This window comes from Streptomyces sp. NPDC038135 (assembly GCF_055601245.1).
Genome location: NZ_JBVJXS010000001.1, coordinates 1 through 17,448, shown reverse-complemented (window position 1 = coordinate 17,448; position 17,448 = coordinate 1). Strand labels below are relative to the sequence as shown.

Genomic DNA, 17,448 nt, shown 5'->3' with positions numbered 1-17,448 from the left:
CCGCCCAGGTGAGCGGAACCCTCTTGACAATACCCCCGCTGGGGGTTAAGGCGCCCGTCAAGACATCACCCGGTCGGCGGACGTGAAACAATCGACATTGGCTCACAGGCAACGACAGCGAGCAGGAGACACAGCACGATGCGCATCGGAGTTCTCACCGCAGGCGGCGACTGCCCCGGCCTGAACGCCGTGATCCGGTCGGTCGTGCACCGGGCGGTGGCGCAGTACGGCGACGAGGTCATCGGCTTCGAGGACGGCTACCGGGGTCTGCTCGACCGCCACTACCGCAGCCTGGACCTGGACGCCGTCAGCGGCATCCTGGCCCGCGGCGGCACCATCCTCGGCTCCTCCCGGCTCGAGCGCGACCGGCTGCGCGAGGCCTGCGACAAGGCCACCGACATGGTCGAGGAGTTCGGCATCGACGCGCTGATCCCGATCGGCGGCGAGGGCACCCTGACGGCCGCCCGCATGCTCTCCGACGCCGGTCTGCCGGTGGTCGGCGTCCCGAAGACCATCGACAACGACATCTCCTCCACCGACCGCACCTTCGGCTTCGACACCGCCGTCGGCGTGGCCACGGAGGCCATGGACCGCCTGAAGACCACGGCCGAGTCCCACCAGCGCGTGATGGTCGTCGAGGTCATGGGCCGGCACGCCGGCTGGATCGCCCTGGAGTCCGGCATGGCCGCCGGCGCCCACGGTATCTGCCTGCCGGAACGCCCCTTCGACCCGGCCGACCTGGTCAAAATGGTCGAGGAACGCTTCGCCCGCGGCAAGAAGTTCGCCGTCGTCTGCGTCGCCGAGGGCGCCCACCCCGCCGAGGGCAGCATGGACTACGGCAAGGGCGAGATCGACATGTACGGCCACGAGCGCTTCCAGGGCATCGGCACCGCGCTGGCCTACGAGCTGGAGCGGCGCCTCGGCAAGGAGGCCAAGCCGGTCATCCTCGGCCACATCCAGCGCGGCGGCGTGCCCACCGCCTACGACCGCGTCCTCGCCACCCGCTTCGGCTGGCACGCCGTCGAGGCCGCCCACCGCGGCGAGTTCGGCCGGATGACCGCGCTGCGCGGCACCGACATCGTGATGGTGCCGCTCGCGGAGGCCGTCACCGAACTGAAGACGGTCCCGAAGGACCGCATGGACGAGGCGGAGTCGGTCTTCTAGGCCCCGCGGTCCCCGCCCCCCTCCCCGCCGTTCCTGGACTCCACCGCCGCCCAGAAGTTCTCCACGATCCGGTCGAGGAACTCCCGGCCGGAGTCGCCCGCGCCGCTGCCGCCGCCACCCCAGCCGAGGGTGGCGGCCATGCGCCCCTGGTAGTCGAGGTGCAGCTCCCGCAACACCTCCTCCACGACGTCCCGGTCCAGGGGCACCAGCCTCGTCACCGGCCGCACCTGCGCCTGCCACCGGGTCGTCACCGCGCCGCGCAGCAGGCCGGCGAGCGGCGCCTCGCGGCCCGTGACGGCGACGAACTCGGGCGGGGCGAGCTCCAGCACCCGGGCCAGGGCGGCCGACTGACGCTCGTCGCCGCGCCACTGCCCGCTCTCCTCCGTCCGCAGGTAGCCGCGCAGCTCCATGCCGACCGCGTGGGCGACGTCCTCGGGCGCGATCCCACGGGCGACGCGGTGCTCCCGCAGGGTCCGTGGGCGGCTGATCAGTTCCCCCGGTGAGCACCACAACACCCCGGCGAGCGCGGTGAGTTCCGCGCCGCCGGGAGCGGCCGTGCCGCGTTCCCAGGCGACGACGAGGCCGGGCGTCACGTACGGCAGCCCGTACGAGACGCGCATCCCGTGCGCGACGTGCTCAGGCCCCATGCCGAGGCCGGCCCGGAGCCTGCGGGCGGCCGGGGCGTCGAACGGGGGGCCGGCGGACTCGGGCCGGGGCGGAGGTGGGCGCACCCGCCACAAGCTAGGGCCGCGGCCGGCCGGTGGCCACGGTCGGTTCCGCCAGGATCACCGGCTGTGCAAGGGCGCGGGTTTGGAGGTTCTACCTGACGCGCCCGGCCTGGGGCACACTCTCAGGGAACCGCCGGGGGAAGGGGCGCTCATGGCCGAACGGGACGTCGGCATGGGGCAGTTGCTGCTCGCCGAGTACCAGACGATCAAGGACGAGCAGAAGACGCGGATCGGGTTCCGGGACAACCTGCTCTACGTCACGCTGACCGTCGTGGCCGCGGTGATCGCCGCCGCCGCACAGGCCAGGCAGACCGCGATGCTGCTGGCGCTGCCGCCGGTGTGCGTCGTGCTCGGATGGACGTACCTGGTCAACGACCAGAAGATCTCCGCCATCGGGGCGTACGTGCGCGAGGAACTGGGGCCCCGGCTCGCGGAGACGGTGCGCGTGCGGGGGTCCGAGGTCTTCCGCTGGGAGGTCGCCCACCGGGGCGACGCCCGGCGGGTGTCGCGGAAGGCCGCCCAGTGCGTGGTGGACCTGCTGGCCTTCTGCGTCGTGCCGCTCAGCGCGCTGACCGTCTACTGGGCGGGGGACGACGTGTCCGCCGGTCTGGCGGTCCTGTCCGTCCTGGAAGCGGTCTCGGTGGCCGGGCTGGGGGTGTACATCGTCCAGTACGCCGTGCCGTTCGGGCCGCGCGGGGCGGGAGACGGCGGGGCGGCAGGTCCCGGGGCGGGAGGTCCCGGGGCGGGAGGGGGCGGGGTGGCGGGTGCTGGCGTCGGGAGCGGTGGGGCGGCAGGCTCCGGGCCGGGAAATGGCGGAGCGGTGGGTGCCGGCGGCGGAAGCGGTGGGGCGGCGGGCCCTGGGGCGGGAGGCGTCGGAAGCGGTGGGGCGGCAGGTCCCGGGGCGGGAGGCGACGGGGGTGAGTGACCGCGCCGGCTCCCGCGCGACCGGCTCGCCGTCAGGGATGCGCCGCGGCGCATGCCCGGACGCGCGCGCCCCGGCGCACCGCCCGGCGCGGCCCTGAGCTGGGCACGTGTTACAGGCGAGGCGGGCGAGGCCGGCGCCCCGGTGGTCACCGGCCCGGCGCCGGTGACTCCGAGACCCAGCGGTAGACCAGCTCGGGCCGGCCCACCTGGCCGTACACCGGACGCCGCTCGGCCCGGCCCGCGTCGACCAGGTGCTCCAGGTAGCGCCGGGCGGTGATCCGGGATATCCCCACGGCCTCCGCGACACCGGTCGCCGCCAGACCCTCCCGGGCGTCCCGGAGGGCGCCGGTCACCCGCTCCAGCGTCGGGCCGCTCAGGCCCTTAGGCAGCGCGGCGGGAGACGGCGCGCGCAGCACGGCCAGCGCCCGGTCCACCTCGTCCTGCCCGCCGGCCTCGCCCACCGCCGCGTGGAACTCGGCGTACCGCACCAGCCGGTCGCGCAGCGTGGCGAAGGTGAACGGCTTCAGGACGTACTGCACGACGCCCAGCGAGACGCCCTCCCGCACCACGGCCAGGTCCCGCGCCGACGTCACCGCTATGACGTCCGTGTGATGCCCCGCCGCCCGCAGCGACCGGGCGAGCTGCAGCCCGTGCACGTCCGGCAGGTGCAGGTCCAGCAGCAGCAGGTCCACCGCCTCGCGGTCCAGGAACCGGCGCGCCTCAGCCCCGGTGTGCGCCTTCCCCACCGCGACGAACCCCGGCACCCGACCGACGTACATCACGTGCGCGTCGGCGGCGACGGGGTCGTCCTCCACCACGAGGACCCGGATCGCCGGCCGCTCCCCGCTCATCTGCCGCCACCCACCGCCGTGCGCAACGGCAACCGCACCTCGAACACCGCGCCGCCCTCCTCGGCCTCCGTCACCGTCAGCGCGCCCTCGTGACGCGTGACCGCCTGCCGCACGAGAGCCAGGCCCAGGCCCCGTCCGCCGGGACCCGCGGGTTTCGTCGAGTACCCCCGCTGGAATACCAGGTCGGCGTGGGCCGGGTCGACCCCGGCCCCCGTGTCCGAGACCCGCAGCACCAGTTCGGCGCCCTGCGCGTAAGCGGTCACCGTCACCCGTGCCCCGGTGCTGCCCTGTGCCGCGTCCACCGCGTTGTCGATGAGGTTGCCGAGGACCGTCACCAGGTCGCGCGCGGGCAGGCCCTCGAGCAGCCCGTCGTCCAGCCGGCTGTCCGCCGACACCACCAGCTCCACGCCCCGTTCGTTCGCCTGCGCCGTCTTGCCCAGCAGCAGCGCGGCCAGCACCGGCTCGCTCACCGCGGCGACCACCTGGTCGGTCAGCGCCTGTGCCAGCTCCAGTTCGGCCGTGGCGAACTCCACCGCCTCCTCGGCCCGGCCCAGTTCGATCAGCGAGACGACCGTGTGCAGGCGGTTCGCCGCCTCGTGCGCCTGCGAGCGCAGGGCCTGGGTGAAGCCCCGCTCCGAGTCCAGCTCGCCCATCAGGGACTGGAGTTCGGTCACGTCGCGCAGCGTCACCACCGTGCCCCGGCGCTCTCCGCCGGACACCGGCGAGGTGTTCACCACCAGCACCCGGGAGGCCGTCAGATGCACCTCGTCCACGCGCGGCTGCGCGGACAGCAGCGCCCCGGTCAGCGGGACCGGCAGGCCCAGGTCCGCCACCGAGCGGCCGATCAGGTCCGCGTCCCCGGTGCCGCCCACCCCCAGCAGCTCCCGGCCGCCGTCGTTGATCAGCGCCACCCGGTACTGCCCGTCCAGCATCAGCAGCCCCTCGCGCACCGCGTGCAGCGCCGCCTGGTGGTAGTCGTGCATCCGGCTCAGCTCGGTCGCGTTCATGCCGTGGGTGTGGCGGCGCAGCCGCGCGTTGATCACATAGGTGCCCACCGCCCCCAGCAGCAGGGTCCCGCCGGCCACCCCCAGCAGCGCGGTGACCTGCTCCTGGACCCGGGCGCTGATCGCCTCCACCTTGATGCCGGCGCTCACCAGGGCGATGACCCGGCCGTTCTCCTCCACCGGGGTCACCGCGCGGACGGACGCGCCGAGGGTGCCGGTGTAGGTCTCGGTGAAGGTGCGGCCGTGCCGCGCGGGCTCGATGCGGCCCCAGAAGTGCCGGCCGATCTGCCTTTCGTCCGGATGGGTCCAGCGGATGCCGGACGGAGTCATGATCGTCACGAAGTCGACGTTCGTGTCCCGCATCACCCGCATCGCGTACGGCTGCAGCTCCGCGCTCGGATCGGGGGTGTGGATCGCCGAGCGGACCGAGGGGGAGTCCGCTATCGAGCGGGCCACGGCGGTCGCGTGCCGGGCCGCCGCGTCCTCCGCCTGCCGGCCGTCGCTGAGGTAGGTGAACAGCGCGTACCCGGCCACCACCACCGCGATCAGCACCGCCTGCACGGCGAACAGCTGGGTCGCCAGGCTGCGGGGCCGGGGCAGGGACGGGAAACGCATGCCTGCAGTGTGCCTCTCTATTCAGGCGTGAACTAAATGAACGGAAGGGTGACCGCTCTCACAGGGGCGGGAGATAGTCACGGCATCCCCACCCCGGACGTGAGCCGCACGCCGGTGATGCCGACGAAGACGTCAAGGAGGGCAGCCGTGGCCGCCAGCACCCCAGATACGGCACCTGCCGCACCCCGCGCCAAGCGGGACCGGACCCATTACCTGTACATCGCCGTCATCGTGGCGGTCGCGCTCGGTATCGCCGTGGGACTGATCTGGCCCGACGCCGCGGTCGAGCTGAAGCCGCTGGGCACCGGCTTCGTCAACCTGATCAAGATGATGATCTCGCCGATCATCTTCTGCACGATCGTGCTGGGCATCGGCTCGGTGCGCAAGGCCGCGAAGGTCGGCGCCGTCGGCGGTATCGCGCTCGGCTACTTCCTGGTGATGTCGCTGGTCGCGCTCGCCATCGGGCTCGTCGTCGGCAACGTGCTGCACCCCGGGGACGGACTGCACCTGACCGACGCGCTCAAGCAGACCGGGCACGCCCAGGTCTCCGCCGACGCGCTGCCGCCGGTCGACTTCGTGCTGTCGATCATCCCGGTCACGTTCGTGTCCGCCTTCACCGAGGGCCAGGTCCTGCAGACCCTGCTGATCGCCCTGCTCACCGGGTTCGCGCTGCAGGCCATGGGCTCGGCCGGGCAGCCGGTGCTGCGCGGTGTCGAGCACATCCAGCGGCTGGTCTTCCGCATCCTGTCCATGGTCATGTGGGCCGCCCCCATCGGCGCCTTCGGCGCCATCGCGGCCGTCGTCGGCTCGGCCGGCCTGGACGCGCTGAAGAGCCTCGCCGTGCTGATGCTCGGCTTCTACGTGACCTGCTTCCTGTTCGTCTTCGTCGTGCTCGGCGCGGTGCTGCGGATCGTCGCCGGCGTGAACATCCTCTCCCTCTGCAAGTACCTCGCCCGGGAGTTCCTGCTGATCCTGTCCACCTCCTCCTCCGAGTCCGCGCTGCCGCGGCTCATCGCGAAGATGGAGCACCTGGGCGTCAGCAAGCCGGTCGTCGGCATCACCGTGCCGACCGGCTACTCCTTCAACCTCGACGGCACGATGATCTACATGACCATGGCGTCGCTGTACATCGCGGACGCCCTGGGCACCCCGATGTCCGTCGGCGAGCAGATCCCGCTGCTGCTCTTCCTGCTGCTGGCCTCCAAGGGCGCCGCGGGCGTCAGCGGCGCCGGCCTGGCCACGCTGGCCGGCGGCCTGCAGTCGCACAAGCCCGCGCTGGTGGACGGCGTCGGCCTGATCGTCGGCATCGACCGGTTCATGAGCGAGGCCCGCGCCCTGACCAACTTCGCCGGCAACGCCGTGGCCACCGTGCTGATCGGCACCTGGACCAAGGAGATCGACAACGGCCGGGTCCGGCAGGTGCTGGCCGGCGACCTCCCCTTCGACGAGACGACGCTGCTGGACGAGCAGCAGTCCGCCGCCGGGCTGCCCGAGCCCCGCGAGGGCGGCGAGAAGGAGCTGGCCAAGGCCTGATCCGAAGCTCCGGACGCCCGGCCCCGCCTGAACCCGGGCCGGGCGTCCGGTACCGCCAGCCGGGCGGCCGGGTCTCCCCCCGTGACTCGGCCGCCCGGCTCCCATCCACTAACGTGCCGTTCCGGTCGACCGGAACGGCACGTCGGTGTCGTTCCCGAACGCGGTACGAAAGGCAGGGCACGGGGGATGAGCATCGACTGGGACCGGCGGACCTGCGCACGCAGGGGCCATGTCACCTACGCGCCGGACGACCCCCGGCTGCGGTCGCGGCTGCACGCCCGGACGGAGCTCGGCGACGTCTGGCGCTGCCTGCGCTGCGGCGACTTCGTGCTCGGCGAGCCGCACGCGTCCGGGCCGGCCGAGGACGCACCCCTGGTGCCCCGCGGGAAGGTGCTGCGGGACCTGTTCATCCTGCGCTTCCTCGCGGTCGAGCGGGCCGTGCGCGGGGTGTTCATCGTGCTGGTCGCCGTCGCGGTGTGGCGGTTCAGCAACAGCCGGAACGCGGTGCGCCGGCTCTTCGAGGAGTACCTGAACGTCTTCCGCCCGGTGTTCCGGCACTTCCACTACGACCTCGACCACTCCCCGGTGGTCGGCTCCGTGCAGAAGGCCTTCGGCTACCGGCAGTCCACGCTGCTGCTGGTGGCGGCACTGCTGCTGGCCTACGCGCTGGTCGAACTCGTCGAGGCGGTGGGCCTCTGGTACGCCAAGCGCTGGGCGGAGTACCTGACGGTGGTCGCCACGGCCGCCTTCCTGCCGCTGGAGATCTACGAACTCACCGAGCACATCAGCTGGCTGAAGATCGCCACCCTCGTCCTCAACATCCTCGCTGTCCTCTACATCGCGCTGGCCAAGCGCCTGTTCGGCCTGCGCGGCGGGCGCCGGAAGTTCGAGGAGGAGCGGCACAGCGCCTCGCTGCTGGAGGTGGAGGAGTCCGCCGGGATGGCCGCCCACGGCCGGCCCTTGCCTTGACGCCGACGTCAACGCCTACGGTCGTACCCATGCGAATCGGCGAGCTGGCCGCACGGGCCGGGACCACCACCCGCGCCCTGCGCTACTACGAGACGCGGGGGCTGCTGCCCGCCCGGCGCGACGGCAAGGGGCACCGCACCTACGACGAGGGCGACCTCCGGCTGGTCCGCCAGATCCGGACCCTGCAGGACTGCGGGTTCGACCTGGAGGAGACGCGGCCGTTCGTGGAGTGCCTGCGGGCCGGGCACCCGGAGGGCGACTCCTGCCCGGCGTCCCTGGTGGTCTACCGGCGCAAGCTGGACGAGCTGGACGCGCTCGTCGGCCAGCTCACGGCGGTGCGGGAGACGGTCGCCGGGCAGCTGCGGCGGGCCGAGCTGGCCCGGGAGGCGCTGGCCGCCGAGGCGCTGGTTCCGGGCGGTCCGGAACCCCTGTGCGAACTGGGAGGGCGGGACGAATGATCAAGGCTGCGGGTGTGGCCGAGGTGGGGGACGCGGACTTCGGGACGGAGGTGCTGCGGGCGGACCTCCCGGTGCTGGTGGAGTTCACCGCCGACTGGTGCCCGCCGTGCCGCCAGATGGGGCCGGTGCTCAGCGACCTGGCGTCGGAGCAGGAGGGCCGGCTGAAGGTGGTGCAGCTCGACGTGGACACCAACCCCGAGACCACGAACGCGTACAAGGTGCTGTCGATGCCGACGTTCATGGTGTTCCAGGGCGGTGAGCCGGTGAAGGCGATGGTGGGGGCGCGGGCCAAGCGCCGGCTGCTGGAGGAACTGGCCGACGTGCTCTGAAAGCGGCCCCGCACACCAAAAAATCCCCTGAGCAATTGCGCTCGGGGGATTTCTCTGCGTATATTCAGTGATTCGCGACTTCATTTGGGAGAAGACGCGGAGGAGCAGTGCACTGAGCAGAGTATATCCGGGCGGGAGCGGAATTGTCAAACAGCGAATTTCCGGACGATGAATTGCGGCGCGAGCAGGAATTCATCGACGGACTGTACGCGCGCGTCGACGAGCTGCGCGGCGAGGCCGAGACCTCGGTCGCGGACGCCCTCGCGCAGGGCGACAAGCCCATGCAGGCCCGGCTGGAGCGGGACATCCTGGTCGCCGAGCGGTCCGGGCTGCTCGCCGCGCTGAACGCGGTGGACGGTTCGCTCTGCTTCGGCCGGATCGACCTCACCTCCGGAGTCAGCCACCACATCGGCCGGATCGGACTACGCGAGGACGACGCCGAGCGCACCCCGGTCCTCATCGACTGGCGGGCCGACGTCGCCCGCCCCTTCTACCTGGCCACCGGCCACACCCCGATGGGTCTGCGCCGCCGCCGGCACCTCACCACCGACGGCCGCACCGTGACCTCGCTGCACGACGAGATCCTCGACCTCGGCGACGCCACCCGCACCGGTTACGAGGACCCCAGCGGCGACGCCGTCCTGCTGGCCGCGCTGAACTCGGCGCGCACCGGCCGGATGAGCGACATCGTGCAGACCATCCAGGCCGAGCAGGACGAGATCATCCGGGCCCCGCACCGCGGGGTGCTGGTGGTCGAGGGCGGCCCGGGCACCGGAAAGACCGCCGTGGCGCTGCACCGCGCGGCCTACCTGCTCTACGAGCACCGCGAGCTGCTGGCCCGCCGCGCCGTGCTCATCGTCGGACCCAACCCCGCGTTCCTCGGCTACATCAGCGAGGTGCTGCCCTCCTTGGGCGAGACCGGCGTGCTGCTGGCCACGGTCGGCGAGCTGTTCCCCGGGGTACGGGCCACCGCCGCCGACACGCCGGAGGCGGCCGCCGTGAAGGGCCGCGCGGACATGGCCGACGTGCTCGCCGCCGTCGTCCGCGACCGGCAGGCCCTGCCCGATCCGGTCGTCACCGTCGAGCACGACCGCGAGGTGCTGATGCTCGACGACGGACTCGTGAGCGTCGCCCGTGAGCGCACCCGCGCCACCGGGCTGCCGCACAACGCCGCCCGCGAGCACTTCGAGGGCCACATCCTCAACACGCTCACCGAGCTGTACGCCGAGCGCGTGGGCACCGACCCGTACGACGGCGGCAGCCTGCTGGACCCCGCCGACATCACCCAGATCCGCGACGAACTCGCCGAGAACCCCGAGTTCTGGTCCGCCGTCGACCTGCTGTGGCCCCGGGTCACCCCGCGGCGGCTGGTCGCGGACTTCCTCGCCGAACCGGACGGCTACCTGCCCCCGGCCGACGCCGACGCGATCCGCCGCCCGGTGACCCGGGCCTGGACCGTCGCCGACGTACCCCTCCTGGACGAGGCCGCCGAACTCCTCGGCGAGGACGACCGGATCGCCAGGGCCCGTGCCGAACGCGAGCGGGAGACGCAGGTCGCCTACGCCCAGGGTGTGCTCGACGTCTCCTACGCCTCCCGGACCTACGAGTTCGAGGACAAGGAGGACGGCGACCCGGACGCCAGCGAGGTCCTGTCCGCGCACGACATCATCGACGCCGAGCGGTTCGCCGAGCGGCACGAGGAGCAGGACCACCGCAGCGCCGCCGAGCGGGCCGCGGCCGACCGGACCTGGGCCTTCGGGCACATCATCGTGGACGAGGCGCAGGAGCTGTCCCCGATGGCCTGGCGGCTGCTGATGCGACGCAGCCCGACCCGTTCCATGACCCTGGTCGGCGACCCCGCGCAGACCGCCGAGGCGGCCGGTGTCGGCTCCTGGGCGGACATCCTCGCCCCCTATGTCGAGGACCGCTGGGAGCACGCCCGGCTCGGCGTCAACTACCGCACCCCGGCCGAGATCATGGAGCTGGCCGCGGCCGTGGTCCGCGCCGAGAAGCCGGACTTCGAACCGCCGAGCTCGGTGCGCTCGACGGGGGTGCGGCCCTGGGTGCGGGACGCGCGCGGCGACCTGCCCGGCGCGGTCGCCGAGGCGGTCGCCGAACTCACCCCCGCCGAGGGCAGGCTCGCCGTCATCGCCCCGCGCGAGCTGCACCGGGCGCTGGCCGCCCGGCTCGACGGGGTGACGGCGGGCGCGGAACCCGACCTCACCCGCACCGTCGTGCTCCTCGACCCCCGCCAGTCGAAGGGCCTGGAGTTCGACTCGGTCCTGGTCGTGGAACCGGCCCGCTACGGCACCAGCGACCTCTACGTGGCCCTCACCCGCGCCACCCAGCACCTCGGCGTACTCCACACCGGCGACCTGCCGGCGGGGCTGAAGGACTGAGCCCCCGGCGGGGGCGACCGCCTACGCAGGACGCAGCCACACCGTGGCCAGCGGAGGCAGCGTCAGCCGGATGCTCGCGGGACGCCCGTGCGCGCCCTGCGGCTCCGGCTTGACCGCGTCCGGGTTGACCACGTCGCTCCCGCCGTACCGCCCCGCGTCGCTGTTCAGCACCTCCACCCACGCCGGCACGTCCTCCGGCACACCGATCCGGTAGTCGTGCCGCACCACCGGCGCCAGATGCGAGACCGCGAGCAGCGGATTGCCCTCGGCGTCGAGCCGCAGGAACGCGAAGACGTTGTCGTCCACCGCGTCACCGGTGACCCACTGGAAGCCGGCCGGATCGGTGTCCCGCTGCCACAGGGCCGCAGTCGTGCGGTAGGTGGCGTTCAGGTCCCGTACCAGGTCCCGCACGCCCCGGTGGTCGCCCTCGGCGCCGTAGGACGGGTCGAGCAGCCACCAGTCGGGGCCGTGCGCCTCGGACCACTCGGCTCCCTGGGCGAACTCCTGCCCCATGAAGAGCAGCTGCTTGCCCGGGTGCGCCCACATGAAGCCGAGGTAGGCGCGCAGGTTCGCGCGCTGCTGCCACCAGTCGCCCGGCATCTTCGACACCAGCGAACCCTTGCCGTGCACGACCTCGTCGTGGGAGATGGGCAGCACGTAGTTCTCGCTGTACGCGTACACCATCGAGAACGTCAGCTCGTGGTGGTGGTGGCTGCGGTGCACCGGCTCGTGGCTCATGTACTGCAGCGAGTCGTGCATCCAGCCCATGTTCCACTTCAGCCCGAAGCCCAGACCGCCGAAGCCGCTCGGGCCCCGGTGGTGGGTGGGGCGGGTGACGCCGTCCCAGGCCGTGGACTCCTCGGCGATGGTCACCACGCCGGGGCAGCGCCGGTAGACGGTGGCGTTCATCTCCTGGAGGAACGCCACCGCGTCCAGGTTCTCCCGGCCGCCGTGCTCGTTCGGCGTCCACTGGCCGGGCTCGCGCGAGTAGTCGAGGTAGAGCATCGAGGCGACGGCGTCCACGCGCAGTCCGTCGATGTGGAACTCCTCGCACCAGTACACCGCGTTCGCGACCAGGAAGTTGCGCACCTCGCGCCGGCCGAAGTCGAACTCCAGGGTGCCCCAGTCGGGATGGGCGGCACGCAGCGGGTCGTGGTGCTCGTACAGGGGCCGTCCGTCGAACTCCGCCAGGGCCCAGGCGTCACGCGGGAAGTGCGCCGGGACCCAGTCCATCAGGACGCCGATGCCCGCCTGGTGCAGCCGGTCCACGAGGTACTTGAAGTCGTCCGGTGTGCCGAGCCGCGCCGTGGGCGCGTAGAAGCCGGTGACCTGGTAGCCCCAGGAACCGCCGAACGGGTGCTCGGCGACCGGCATCAGCTCCACATGGGTGAAGCCCATCTCCGTCACGTAGGCGGGGAGCTGCTCGGCGAGCTGCCGATAGGTGAGGCCCGGCCGCCAGGACGGCAGGTGGACCTCGTACACGGAGAAGGGCGCCTCGTGGACGGGCGTCTCGGCGCGCCGGGCCAGCCACTCGGCGTCGTCCCACTCGTGGTGCGAGGCGTGCACGACGGAGGAGGTCGCGGGCGGGACCTCGGTGCGGCGGGCCATCGGGTCGGCCTTGAGGGTGCGCGAGCCGTCCGGGCGGGTGATCTCGAACTTGTACAGCTCGCCCTCGCCGACGCCGGGCACGAACAGCTCCCAGACGCCCGTGGAGCCGAGCGAGCGCATCGGGAAGGCTCCGGCGTCCCAGAAGTTGAAGGTGCCGGCGACCCGGACCCCCCGCGCGTTCGGCGCCCACACCGCGAACCGGGTGCCCGTCACCCCCTGGTGCGTCGTGACGTGCGCGCCGAGCGCCCGCCAGAGCTGCTCGTGCCGGCCCTCGCCGATCAGGTGCAGGTCCAGCTCGCCCAGCGTGGGCAGGAACCGGAACGCGTCCTCCGTCTCGTGGACGGCGCCGTCGTAGGTGACGAGCAGCCGGTAGGCGGGGACGTCGGTGAGCGGGAGCAGCCCGGAGAAGAAGCCGTCGCCGTCGTCGTGCAGCTCGGCCCGCAGGTCCCCGGAGACCACGGTGACCGCCTGGGCGTAGGGGCGGAAGGCCCGGAAGGCGACACCGCCGGGGACCGGGTGCGCGCCGAGCACGGAGTGCGGGGCGTGGTGCGTGCCGTGCAGCAGCCGTTCCCGGTCACCGGCGTCGACGGCGGGGGAGACCGCCACCTCCGCGGGGGCAGGCCGGTCCGGCGGCTCGGGCCTGCGGGCGGCGGGGATCGCGGCCCGGTCGCTCCCGGACGGCCCGGTCCCGGACAGCCCGGCCCCGGCCTGGTCGGTCCCGGACGGATCGGTCCCGGCCCGGGCGGTCCTGCTCCGGTCCGGCTTGCTCTTGCCTGTCTTGTTCTTCGAGGGGGCTGACTTCTTGGACGTCACGGACGGTTCTCCCGGGCGAAGGTCGGGTCGGACGTGGCGAGGCGGCGGACCGCGGCGAGCGGCACGGGCAGCCACTCGGGGCGGTGACGGGCCTCGTAGACGACTTCGTAGACGGCCTTGTCGGTCTCATAGGCCCGCAGCAGCACCGGGTCGGTGCGCGGATCGCGGCCCGCCACCTCCGCGTACCCGGAGCAGTAGGCGGACCGGCAGTGCCGCGCCCAGTCCGGGTCGGGCGGGTTCGCCGAGTGGGCGGCGTAGTCGAAGGAGCGCAGCATCCCGGCGATGTCGCGCACCGGCGGCTGCGGCATGCGCCGCTCGGCCAGCGGCCGGGCCGGCTCGCCCTCGAAGTCGATCAGCGACCAGGTGCCGGACGGCGAGCGCAGGCACTGGCCGAGGTGGAGATCGCCGTGGACGCGCTGGGCGGTCCAGGTGTGCCCCTCGGCGGCCAGCTCCGCCAGCGCCTCGAAGGCGGAACGCAGCCCGCGCTCGTACGGCAGCAGCGCCGGCACCGCACGCACGGCCGCCTCCAGCCGCTCGGTCATGCCGTCCACCAGCAGCCGGAGCTGGGCCTGGCCCAGGGTGACCGTCGGCAGGGCGCGGGCCAGCGCGGTGTGCACCTCGGCGGTCGCCCGGCCGAGCGCCCGGGCCTCGGCGAGGAAGTCCTCGCCCTTGGCCAGCTCACGCAGCGCCAGCTCCCAGCCGTCGTCGGCGCCGTTCAGGAACGGCTGGAGCACCGCCAGGACGTAGGGCTCCGGTTCCGGCCCGGCGAGCAGCCACGCCGTCGGCGCGGGCACCCGGTCGCAGCCCTCGCCGGCCAGGGCGAGCGGTATCTCCAGGTCGGGGTTGACCCCCGGCACCACCCGGCGCAGCAGCTTCAGAATGAACGTATCTCCGTAGACGATCGATGAGTTGGACTGCTCGGCGGTCATCAGCCGGGGTACGAGGCCGTCCCGGATCTCCTGGTCCGGGTCCCGTTCGAACCGCAGCCCGCCGATGCGCGCCCGGGTGCGCAGGGCCTCCAGGAGCACCTCGGCGGGCCGGGGGTCGTACAGGGCCTCGTACACCGTGCGTCCGGCGAGCGGGCCCTGCTCCACATGCCCGATCAGCGCGGGCGCCAGCCGTGGCGGCAGCGCCTCGCGCACGCCTATCAGCAGCTGGTAGCAGTCGCCGGGGTGCGCCGGGGCGCCCAGTACGGGTGGCTGGTGGACGCGCAGCAGCAGGTGGTAGAGGCCCAGCCGGCCGTCCGGGGGCAGCAGTTCGGTGACGGCCACCTGGGTGAACCCGGTGACCGGACGTCCCTTGCCCGCGAACCAGCGCTGCCTGGGCAGCCACTCGCGCAGCAGCGGATCGAGCGATGTGAGGAGGTGGCCGGTCGTGCGGTCGGTGCCGAAGGGGGTGACCGTTTCCGCCATGGGCGTCACGTTCCTTTCCCCGGATCGTCGGGGGTGTGAGTGTTGCGTGCCCCGGGTGGGGCGGAGGAAACCGCCGGCCGCCCCACCCGGTGGCACTACGCGGCGTCCCGGCGCAGCCGGAACCAGTAGAAGCCGTGGCCCGCGAGGGTCAGCAGATAGGGCAGTTCACCGATGGCCGGGAACCGCACCCCGCCGAACAGCTCGACCGGATGGCGTCCGGTGAACGGCCTGAGGTCCAGTTCCGTGGGCTGTGCGAACCGGGAGAAGTTGTGCACGCACAGCACCAGGTCGTCCTCGAACTCGCGCAGGAAGGCGATCACGGCCGGGTTGGAGGACTGCAGCTCGGTGTAGGACCCGAGCCCGAAGGCGGGGTTCTGCTTGCGGATCTCGATCATGCGTCGGGTGAAGTGCAGCAGCGACGACGGCGACGACATGGACGCCTCGACGTTGGTGACCTGGTAGCCGTAGACCGGGTCCATGATCGTGGGCAGGAACAGCCGCCCCGGGTCGGACGACGAGAAGCCGGCGTTGCGGTCGGGCGTCCACTGCATCGGGGTGCGCACGGCGTCGCGGTCGCCGAGCCAGATGTTGTCGCCCATGCCGATCTCGTCGCCGTAGTAGAGGATCGGCGAGCCGGGCAGCGACAGCAGCAGGGCGGTGAACAGCTCGATCTGGTTGCGGTCGTTGTCGAGCAGGGGCGCGAGCCGGCGCCGGATGCCGATGTTGGCGCGCATGCGGGGGTCCTTGGCGTACTCGGCCCACATGTAGTCGCGTTCCTCGTCGGTGACCATCTCCAGGGTCAGCTCGTCGTGGTTGCGCAGGAAGACGCCCCACTGGCAGTTCGACGGGATCGCGGGCGTCTTGGCGAGGATCTCGGAGACCGGGTAGCGGGACTCGCGGCGCACGGCCATGAAGATGCGCGGCATGACCGGGAAGTGGAACGCCATGTGGCACTCGTCGCCGCCGGAGGCGTAGTCGCCGAAGTAGTCGACGACGTCCTCGGGCCACTGGTTGGCCTCCGCCAGCAGCACGGTGTCCGGGTACTGCGCGTCGATCTCCTTGCGGACCCGCTTGAGGAACTGGTGCGTCGCCGGCAGGTTCTCGCAGTTGGTGCCCTCCTGCTGGTACAGATACGGCACGGCGTCCAGCCGGAACCCGTCGATGCCGAGGTCGAGCCAGAACTTCAGCGCGGAGATCATCTCCTCCTGCACGGCCGGATTCTCGTAGTTGAGGTCCGGCTGGTGCGAGAAGAAGCGGTGCCAGTAGTACTGCTTGCGTACGGGGTCGTACGTCCAGTTGGAGGCCTCGGTGTCGACGAAGATGATCCGGGCGTCCTGGAACTGCTTGTCGTCGTCGGCCCAGACGTAGTAGTCCCCGTACGGGCCGTCCGGGTCCCTCCTCGACTCCTGGAACCACGGGTGCTGGTCGCTGGTGTGGTTCATGACGAAGTCGATGATGACCCGCATGCCGCGCTGGTGCGCGGAGTCCACGAACTCCACGAAGTCCGCGAGGTCGCCGAACTCGGGGAGTACGGCGGTGTAGTCGGATACGTCGTAACCGCCGTCCCGGAGCGGGGACTTGAAGAAGGGCGGCAGCCAGAGGCAGTCGACGCCGAGCCACTGGAGGTAGTCGAGTTTGGCGGTCAGACCCTTGAGGTCGCCGATGCCGTCGCCGTTGCTGTCCTGGAAGGAGCGGACCAGGACCTCGTAGAAGACGGCGCTCTTGAACCAATCCGGGTGCCGGTCCTTGGCTGGGGTGTCCTCGAAGGTGTCCGGGACGGGCTCGTTGACGATCATATGGCGGGTGACCCTCCGGTCGGCGGGGTGGACGGTCGCAGGACCTCGCTGTGCTCACCCGGTGGACGTTCCCCGGACTCCCGGCCGACGGCCAGCACATGCGCGCCGCCCGGACCGAGGCGCACGTAACTGGCCCTGCCCCAGTGGTAGGTGTCGCCGGTGAGCAGGTCGCGCACCGGCGTCGACTCGTGCCATTCCAGGCCGAGTTGCGGCATGTCCAACGAGACCGTGGCTTCCTGGGTGTGGTGCGGGTCGAGGTTGGCGACGACCAGAACCGTGTTCGATCCGCTCCGCTTCGAGTAGGCGATCACCGCGTCCTTGTCGGTGTGGTGGAAGTGGAGGTCGCGCAGCTGCCGCAGGGCCGGATTGGCGCGCCGGATGGTGTTCAGTCGGGTGATGAGGGGGGCGATGGTGCGGCCCTCGCGTGCGGCGGCTTCCCAGTCGCGGGGTTTGAGCTGGTACTTCTCGGAGTCGAGGTATTCCTCGCTGCCTTCGCGGAACGGGGTGTTCTCGCAGAGCTCGTAGCCGCTGTAGATGCCCCAGGCGGGGGAGAGGGTCGCGGCGAGCACGGCGCGGACCTCGAAGGCGGGGCGGCCGCCGTGCTGGAGGTAGCCGTGCAGGATGTCGGGGGTGTTGGCGAAGAAGTTGGGCCGCATCCAGGCCGCCGCCTCGCCCGACAGCTCGGTCAGGTACTCGGTCAGCTCCTGCTTGGTGTTGCGCCAGGTGAAGTACGTGTACGACTGCTGGAAACCGATCTGGGCCAGGGTGTGCATCATCGCGGGCCGGGTGAACGCCTCGGCCAGGAAGATCACGTCGGGGTCGGCGCGGTTGACCTCGCCGATGAC

The 17,448-nt window shown here is 72.1% G+C and carries 13 protein-coding genes and 1 pseudogene; 7 read left to right on the top strand and 7 right to left on the bottom strand.

Annotation, left to right across the window (positions count from 1 at the left end; all coding sequences use genetic code 11):
- The first annotated feature begins 138 nt into the window (after positions 1–138).
- The gene (locus ACZ7JA_RS00070) at positions 139–1,164 is read left to right on the top strand and encodes an ATP-dependent 6-phosphofructokinase (protein ID WP_351672304.1); all 1,026 of its coding nucleotides are present in this window, start codon (positions 139–141) and stop codon (positions 1,162–1,164) included.
- On the opposite strand, the gene ACZ7JA_RS00065 is transcribed toward ACZ7JA_RS00070, so the two are convergent.
- Positions 1,161–1,895, bottom strand: a complete 735-nt coding sequence (locus ACZ7JA_RS00065) for a helix-turn-helix domain-containing protein (protein WP_389446398.1) — start codon at positions 1,893–1,895, stop codon at positions 1,161–1,163. The genes ACZ7JA_RS00070 and ACZ7JA_RS00065 overlap by 4 nt on opposite strands.
- A gap of 148 nt (positions 1,896–2,043) precedes the next feature.
- Between ACZ7JA_RS00065 and ACZ7JA_RS00060 the strand changes: the two are divergent.
- Positions 2,044–2,589 (top strand): annotated as a pseudogene (locus tag ACZ7JA_RS00060) (hypothetical protein); the annotation flags it as partial.
- A 373-nt stretch (positions 2,590–2,962) separates the two neighbouring features.
- On the opposite strand, the gene ACZ7JA_RS00055 reads toward ACZ7JA_RS00060, so the two are convergent.
- Positions 2,963–3,667, bottom strand: a complete 705-nt coding sequence (locus tag ACZ7JA_RS00055; protein WP_351672300.1) for a response regulator — start codon at positions 3,665–3,667, stop codon at positions 2,963–2,965.
- On the bottom strand, positions 3,664–5,286 hold the full coding sequence (locus ACZ7JA_RS00050; protein WP_351672298.1) for a sensor histidine kinase: 1,623 nt from the start codon (positions 5,284–5,286) through the stop codon (positions 3,664–3,666). The genes ACZ7JA_RS00055 and ACZ7JA_RS00050 overlap by 4 nt, the downstream gene beginning before the upstream one ends.
- 117 nt (positions 5,287–5,403) lie before the next feature.
- Here ACZ7JA_RS00050 and ACZ7JA_RS00045 point away from each other — a divergent pair, with 117 nt between their 5' ends.
- The 5 genes from ACZ7JA_RS00045 to ACZ7JA_RS00025 all read left to right on the top strand — a co-directional run bounded on the left by ACZ7JA_RS00045 (position 5,404) and on the right by ACZ7JA_RS00025 (position 10,974).
- Positions 5,404–6,819, top strand: a complete 1,416-nt coding sequence (locus ACZ7JA_RS00045) for a cation:dicarboxylate symporter family transporter (protein ID WP_351672372.1) — start codon at positions 5,404–5,406, stop codon at positions 6,817–6,819.
- Between the two features lie 186 nt (positions 6,820–7,005).
- Positions 7,006–7,788 carry a DUF2127 domain-containing protein gene (locus ACZ7JA_RS00040; protein ID WP_389446402.1) on the top strand — a complete coding sequence of 261 codons (783 nt, stop codon included), beginning with the start codon at positions 7,006–7,008 and terminating at the stop codon, positions 7,786–7,788.
- A gap of 29 nt (positions 7,789–7,817) precedes the next feature.
- Complete coding sequence (locus ACZ7JA_RS00035; protein ID WP_351672294.1) at positions 7,818–8,246, top strand: MerR family transcriptional regulator; 429 nt, start codon at positions 7,818–7,820, stop codon at positions 8,244–8,246.
- The gene (locus ACZ7JA_RS00030) at positions 8,243–8,575 is read left to right on the top strand and encodes a thioredoxin family protein (protein ID WP_351672292.1); all 333 of its coding nucleotides are present in this window, start codon (positions 8,243–8,245) and stop codon (positions 8,573–8,575) included. The genes ACZ7JA_RS00035 and ACZ7JA_RS00030 overlap by 4 nt, the downstream gene beginning before the upstream one ends.
- A 173-nt stretch (positions 8,576–8,748) precedes the next feature.
- Complete coding sequence (locus ACZ7JA_RS00025; protein ID WP_470807113.1) at positions 8,749–10,974, top strand: HelD family protein; 2,226 nt, start codon at positions 8,749–8,751, stop codon at positions 10,972–10,974.
- Positions 10,975–10,995: 21 nt separating this feature from the next.
- On the opposite strand, the gene glgB is transcribed toward ACZ7JA_RS00025, so the two are convergent.
- The 4 genes from glgB to ACZ7JA_RS00005 all read right to left on the bottom strand — a co-directional run.
- Positions 10,996–13,239 (bottom strand): 1,4-alpha-glucan branching enzyme, encoded by a 2,244-nt coding sequence (gene glgB, locus ACZ7JA_RS00020; RefSeq protein WP_470807112.1) that lies wholly within the window; start codon positions 13,237–13,239, stop codon positions 10,996–10,998.
- A 152-nt stretch (positions 13,240–13,391) separates the two neighbouring features.
- Positions 13,392–14,807, bottom strand: a complete 1,416-nt coding sequence (locus ACZ7JA_RS00015; protein ID WP_351672286.1) for a maltokinase N-terminal cap-like domain-containing protein — start codon at positions 14,805–14,807, stop codon at positions 13,392–13,394.
- Positions 14,808–14,902: 95 nt separating this feature from the next.
- Entirely contained in the window at positions 14,903–16,603 is a 1,701-nt protein-coding gene (treS, locus tag ACZ7JA_RS00010; protein ID WP_470806620.1) for a maltose alpha-D-glucosyltransferase, read from the bottom strand.
- A partial coding sequence (locus ACZ7JA_RS00005) for an alpha-amylase family glycosyl hydrolase (RefSeq protein WP_470806618.1) occupies positions 16,600–17,448 on the bottom strand: 849 nt, incomplete at its 5' end. The genes treS and ACZ7JA_RS00005, both read right to left, overlap by 4 nt.

Bases quoted from the DNA above. Each gene is read 5' to 3' on its own strand.
- ACZ7JA_RS00070 (WP_351672304.1), top strand. From the start codon at position 139: ATGCGCATCGGAGTTCTCACCGCAGGCGGCGACTGCCCCGGCCTGAAC.
- ACZ7JA_RS00055 (WP_351672300.1), bottom strand. From the start codon at position 3,667: ATGAGCGGGGAGCGGCCGGCGATCCGGGTCCTCGTGGTGGAGGACGAC.
- ACZ7JA_RS00050 (WP_351672298.1), bottom strand. From the start codon at position 5,286: ATGCGTTTCCCGTCCCTGCCCCGGCCCCGCAGCCTGGCGACCCAGCTG.
- ACZ7JA_RS00045 (WP_351672372.1), top strand. From the start codon at position 5,404: ATGCCGACGAAGACGTCAAGGAGGGCAGCCGTGGCCGCCAGCACCCCA.
- ACZ7JA_RS00040 (WP_389446402.1), top strand. From the start codon at position 7,006: ATGAGCATCGACTGGGACCGGCGGACCTGCGCACGCAGGGGCCATGTC.
- ACZ7JA_RS00035 (WP_351672294.1), top strand. From the start codon at position 7,818: ATGCGAATCGGCGAGCTGGCCGCACGGGCCGGGACCACCACCCGCGCC.
- ACZ7JA_RS00030 (WP_351672292.1), top strand. From the start codon at position 8,243: ATGATCAAGGCTGCGGGTGTGGCCGAGGTGGGGGACGCGGACTTCGGG.
- ACZ7JA_RS00015 (WP_351672286.1), bottom strand. From the start codon at position 14,807: ATGGCGGAAACGGTCACCCCCTTCGGCACCGACCGCACGACCGGCCAC.
- treS (WP_470806620.1), bottom strand. From the start codon at position 16,603: ATGATCGTCAACGAGCCCGTCCCGGACACCTTCGAGGACACCCCAGCC.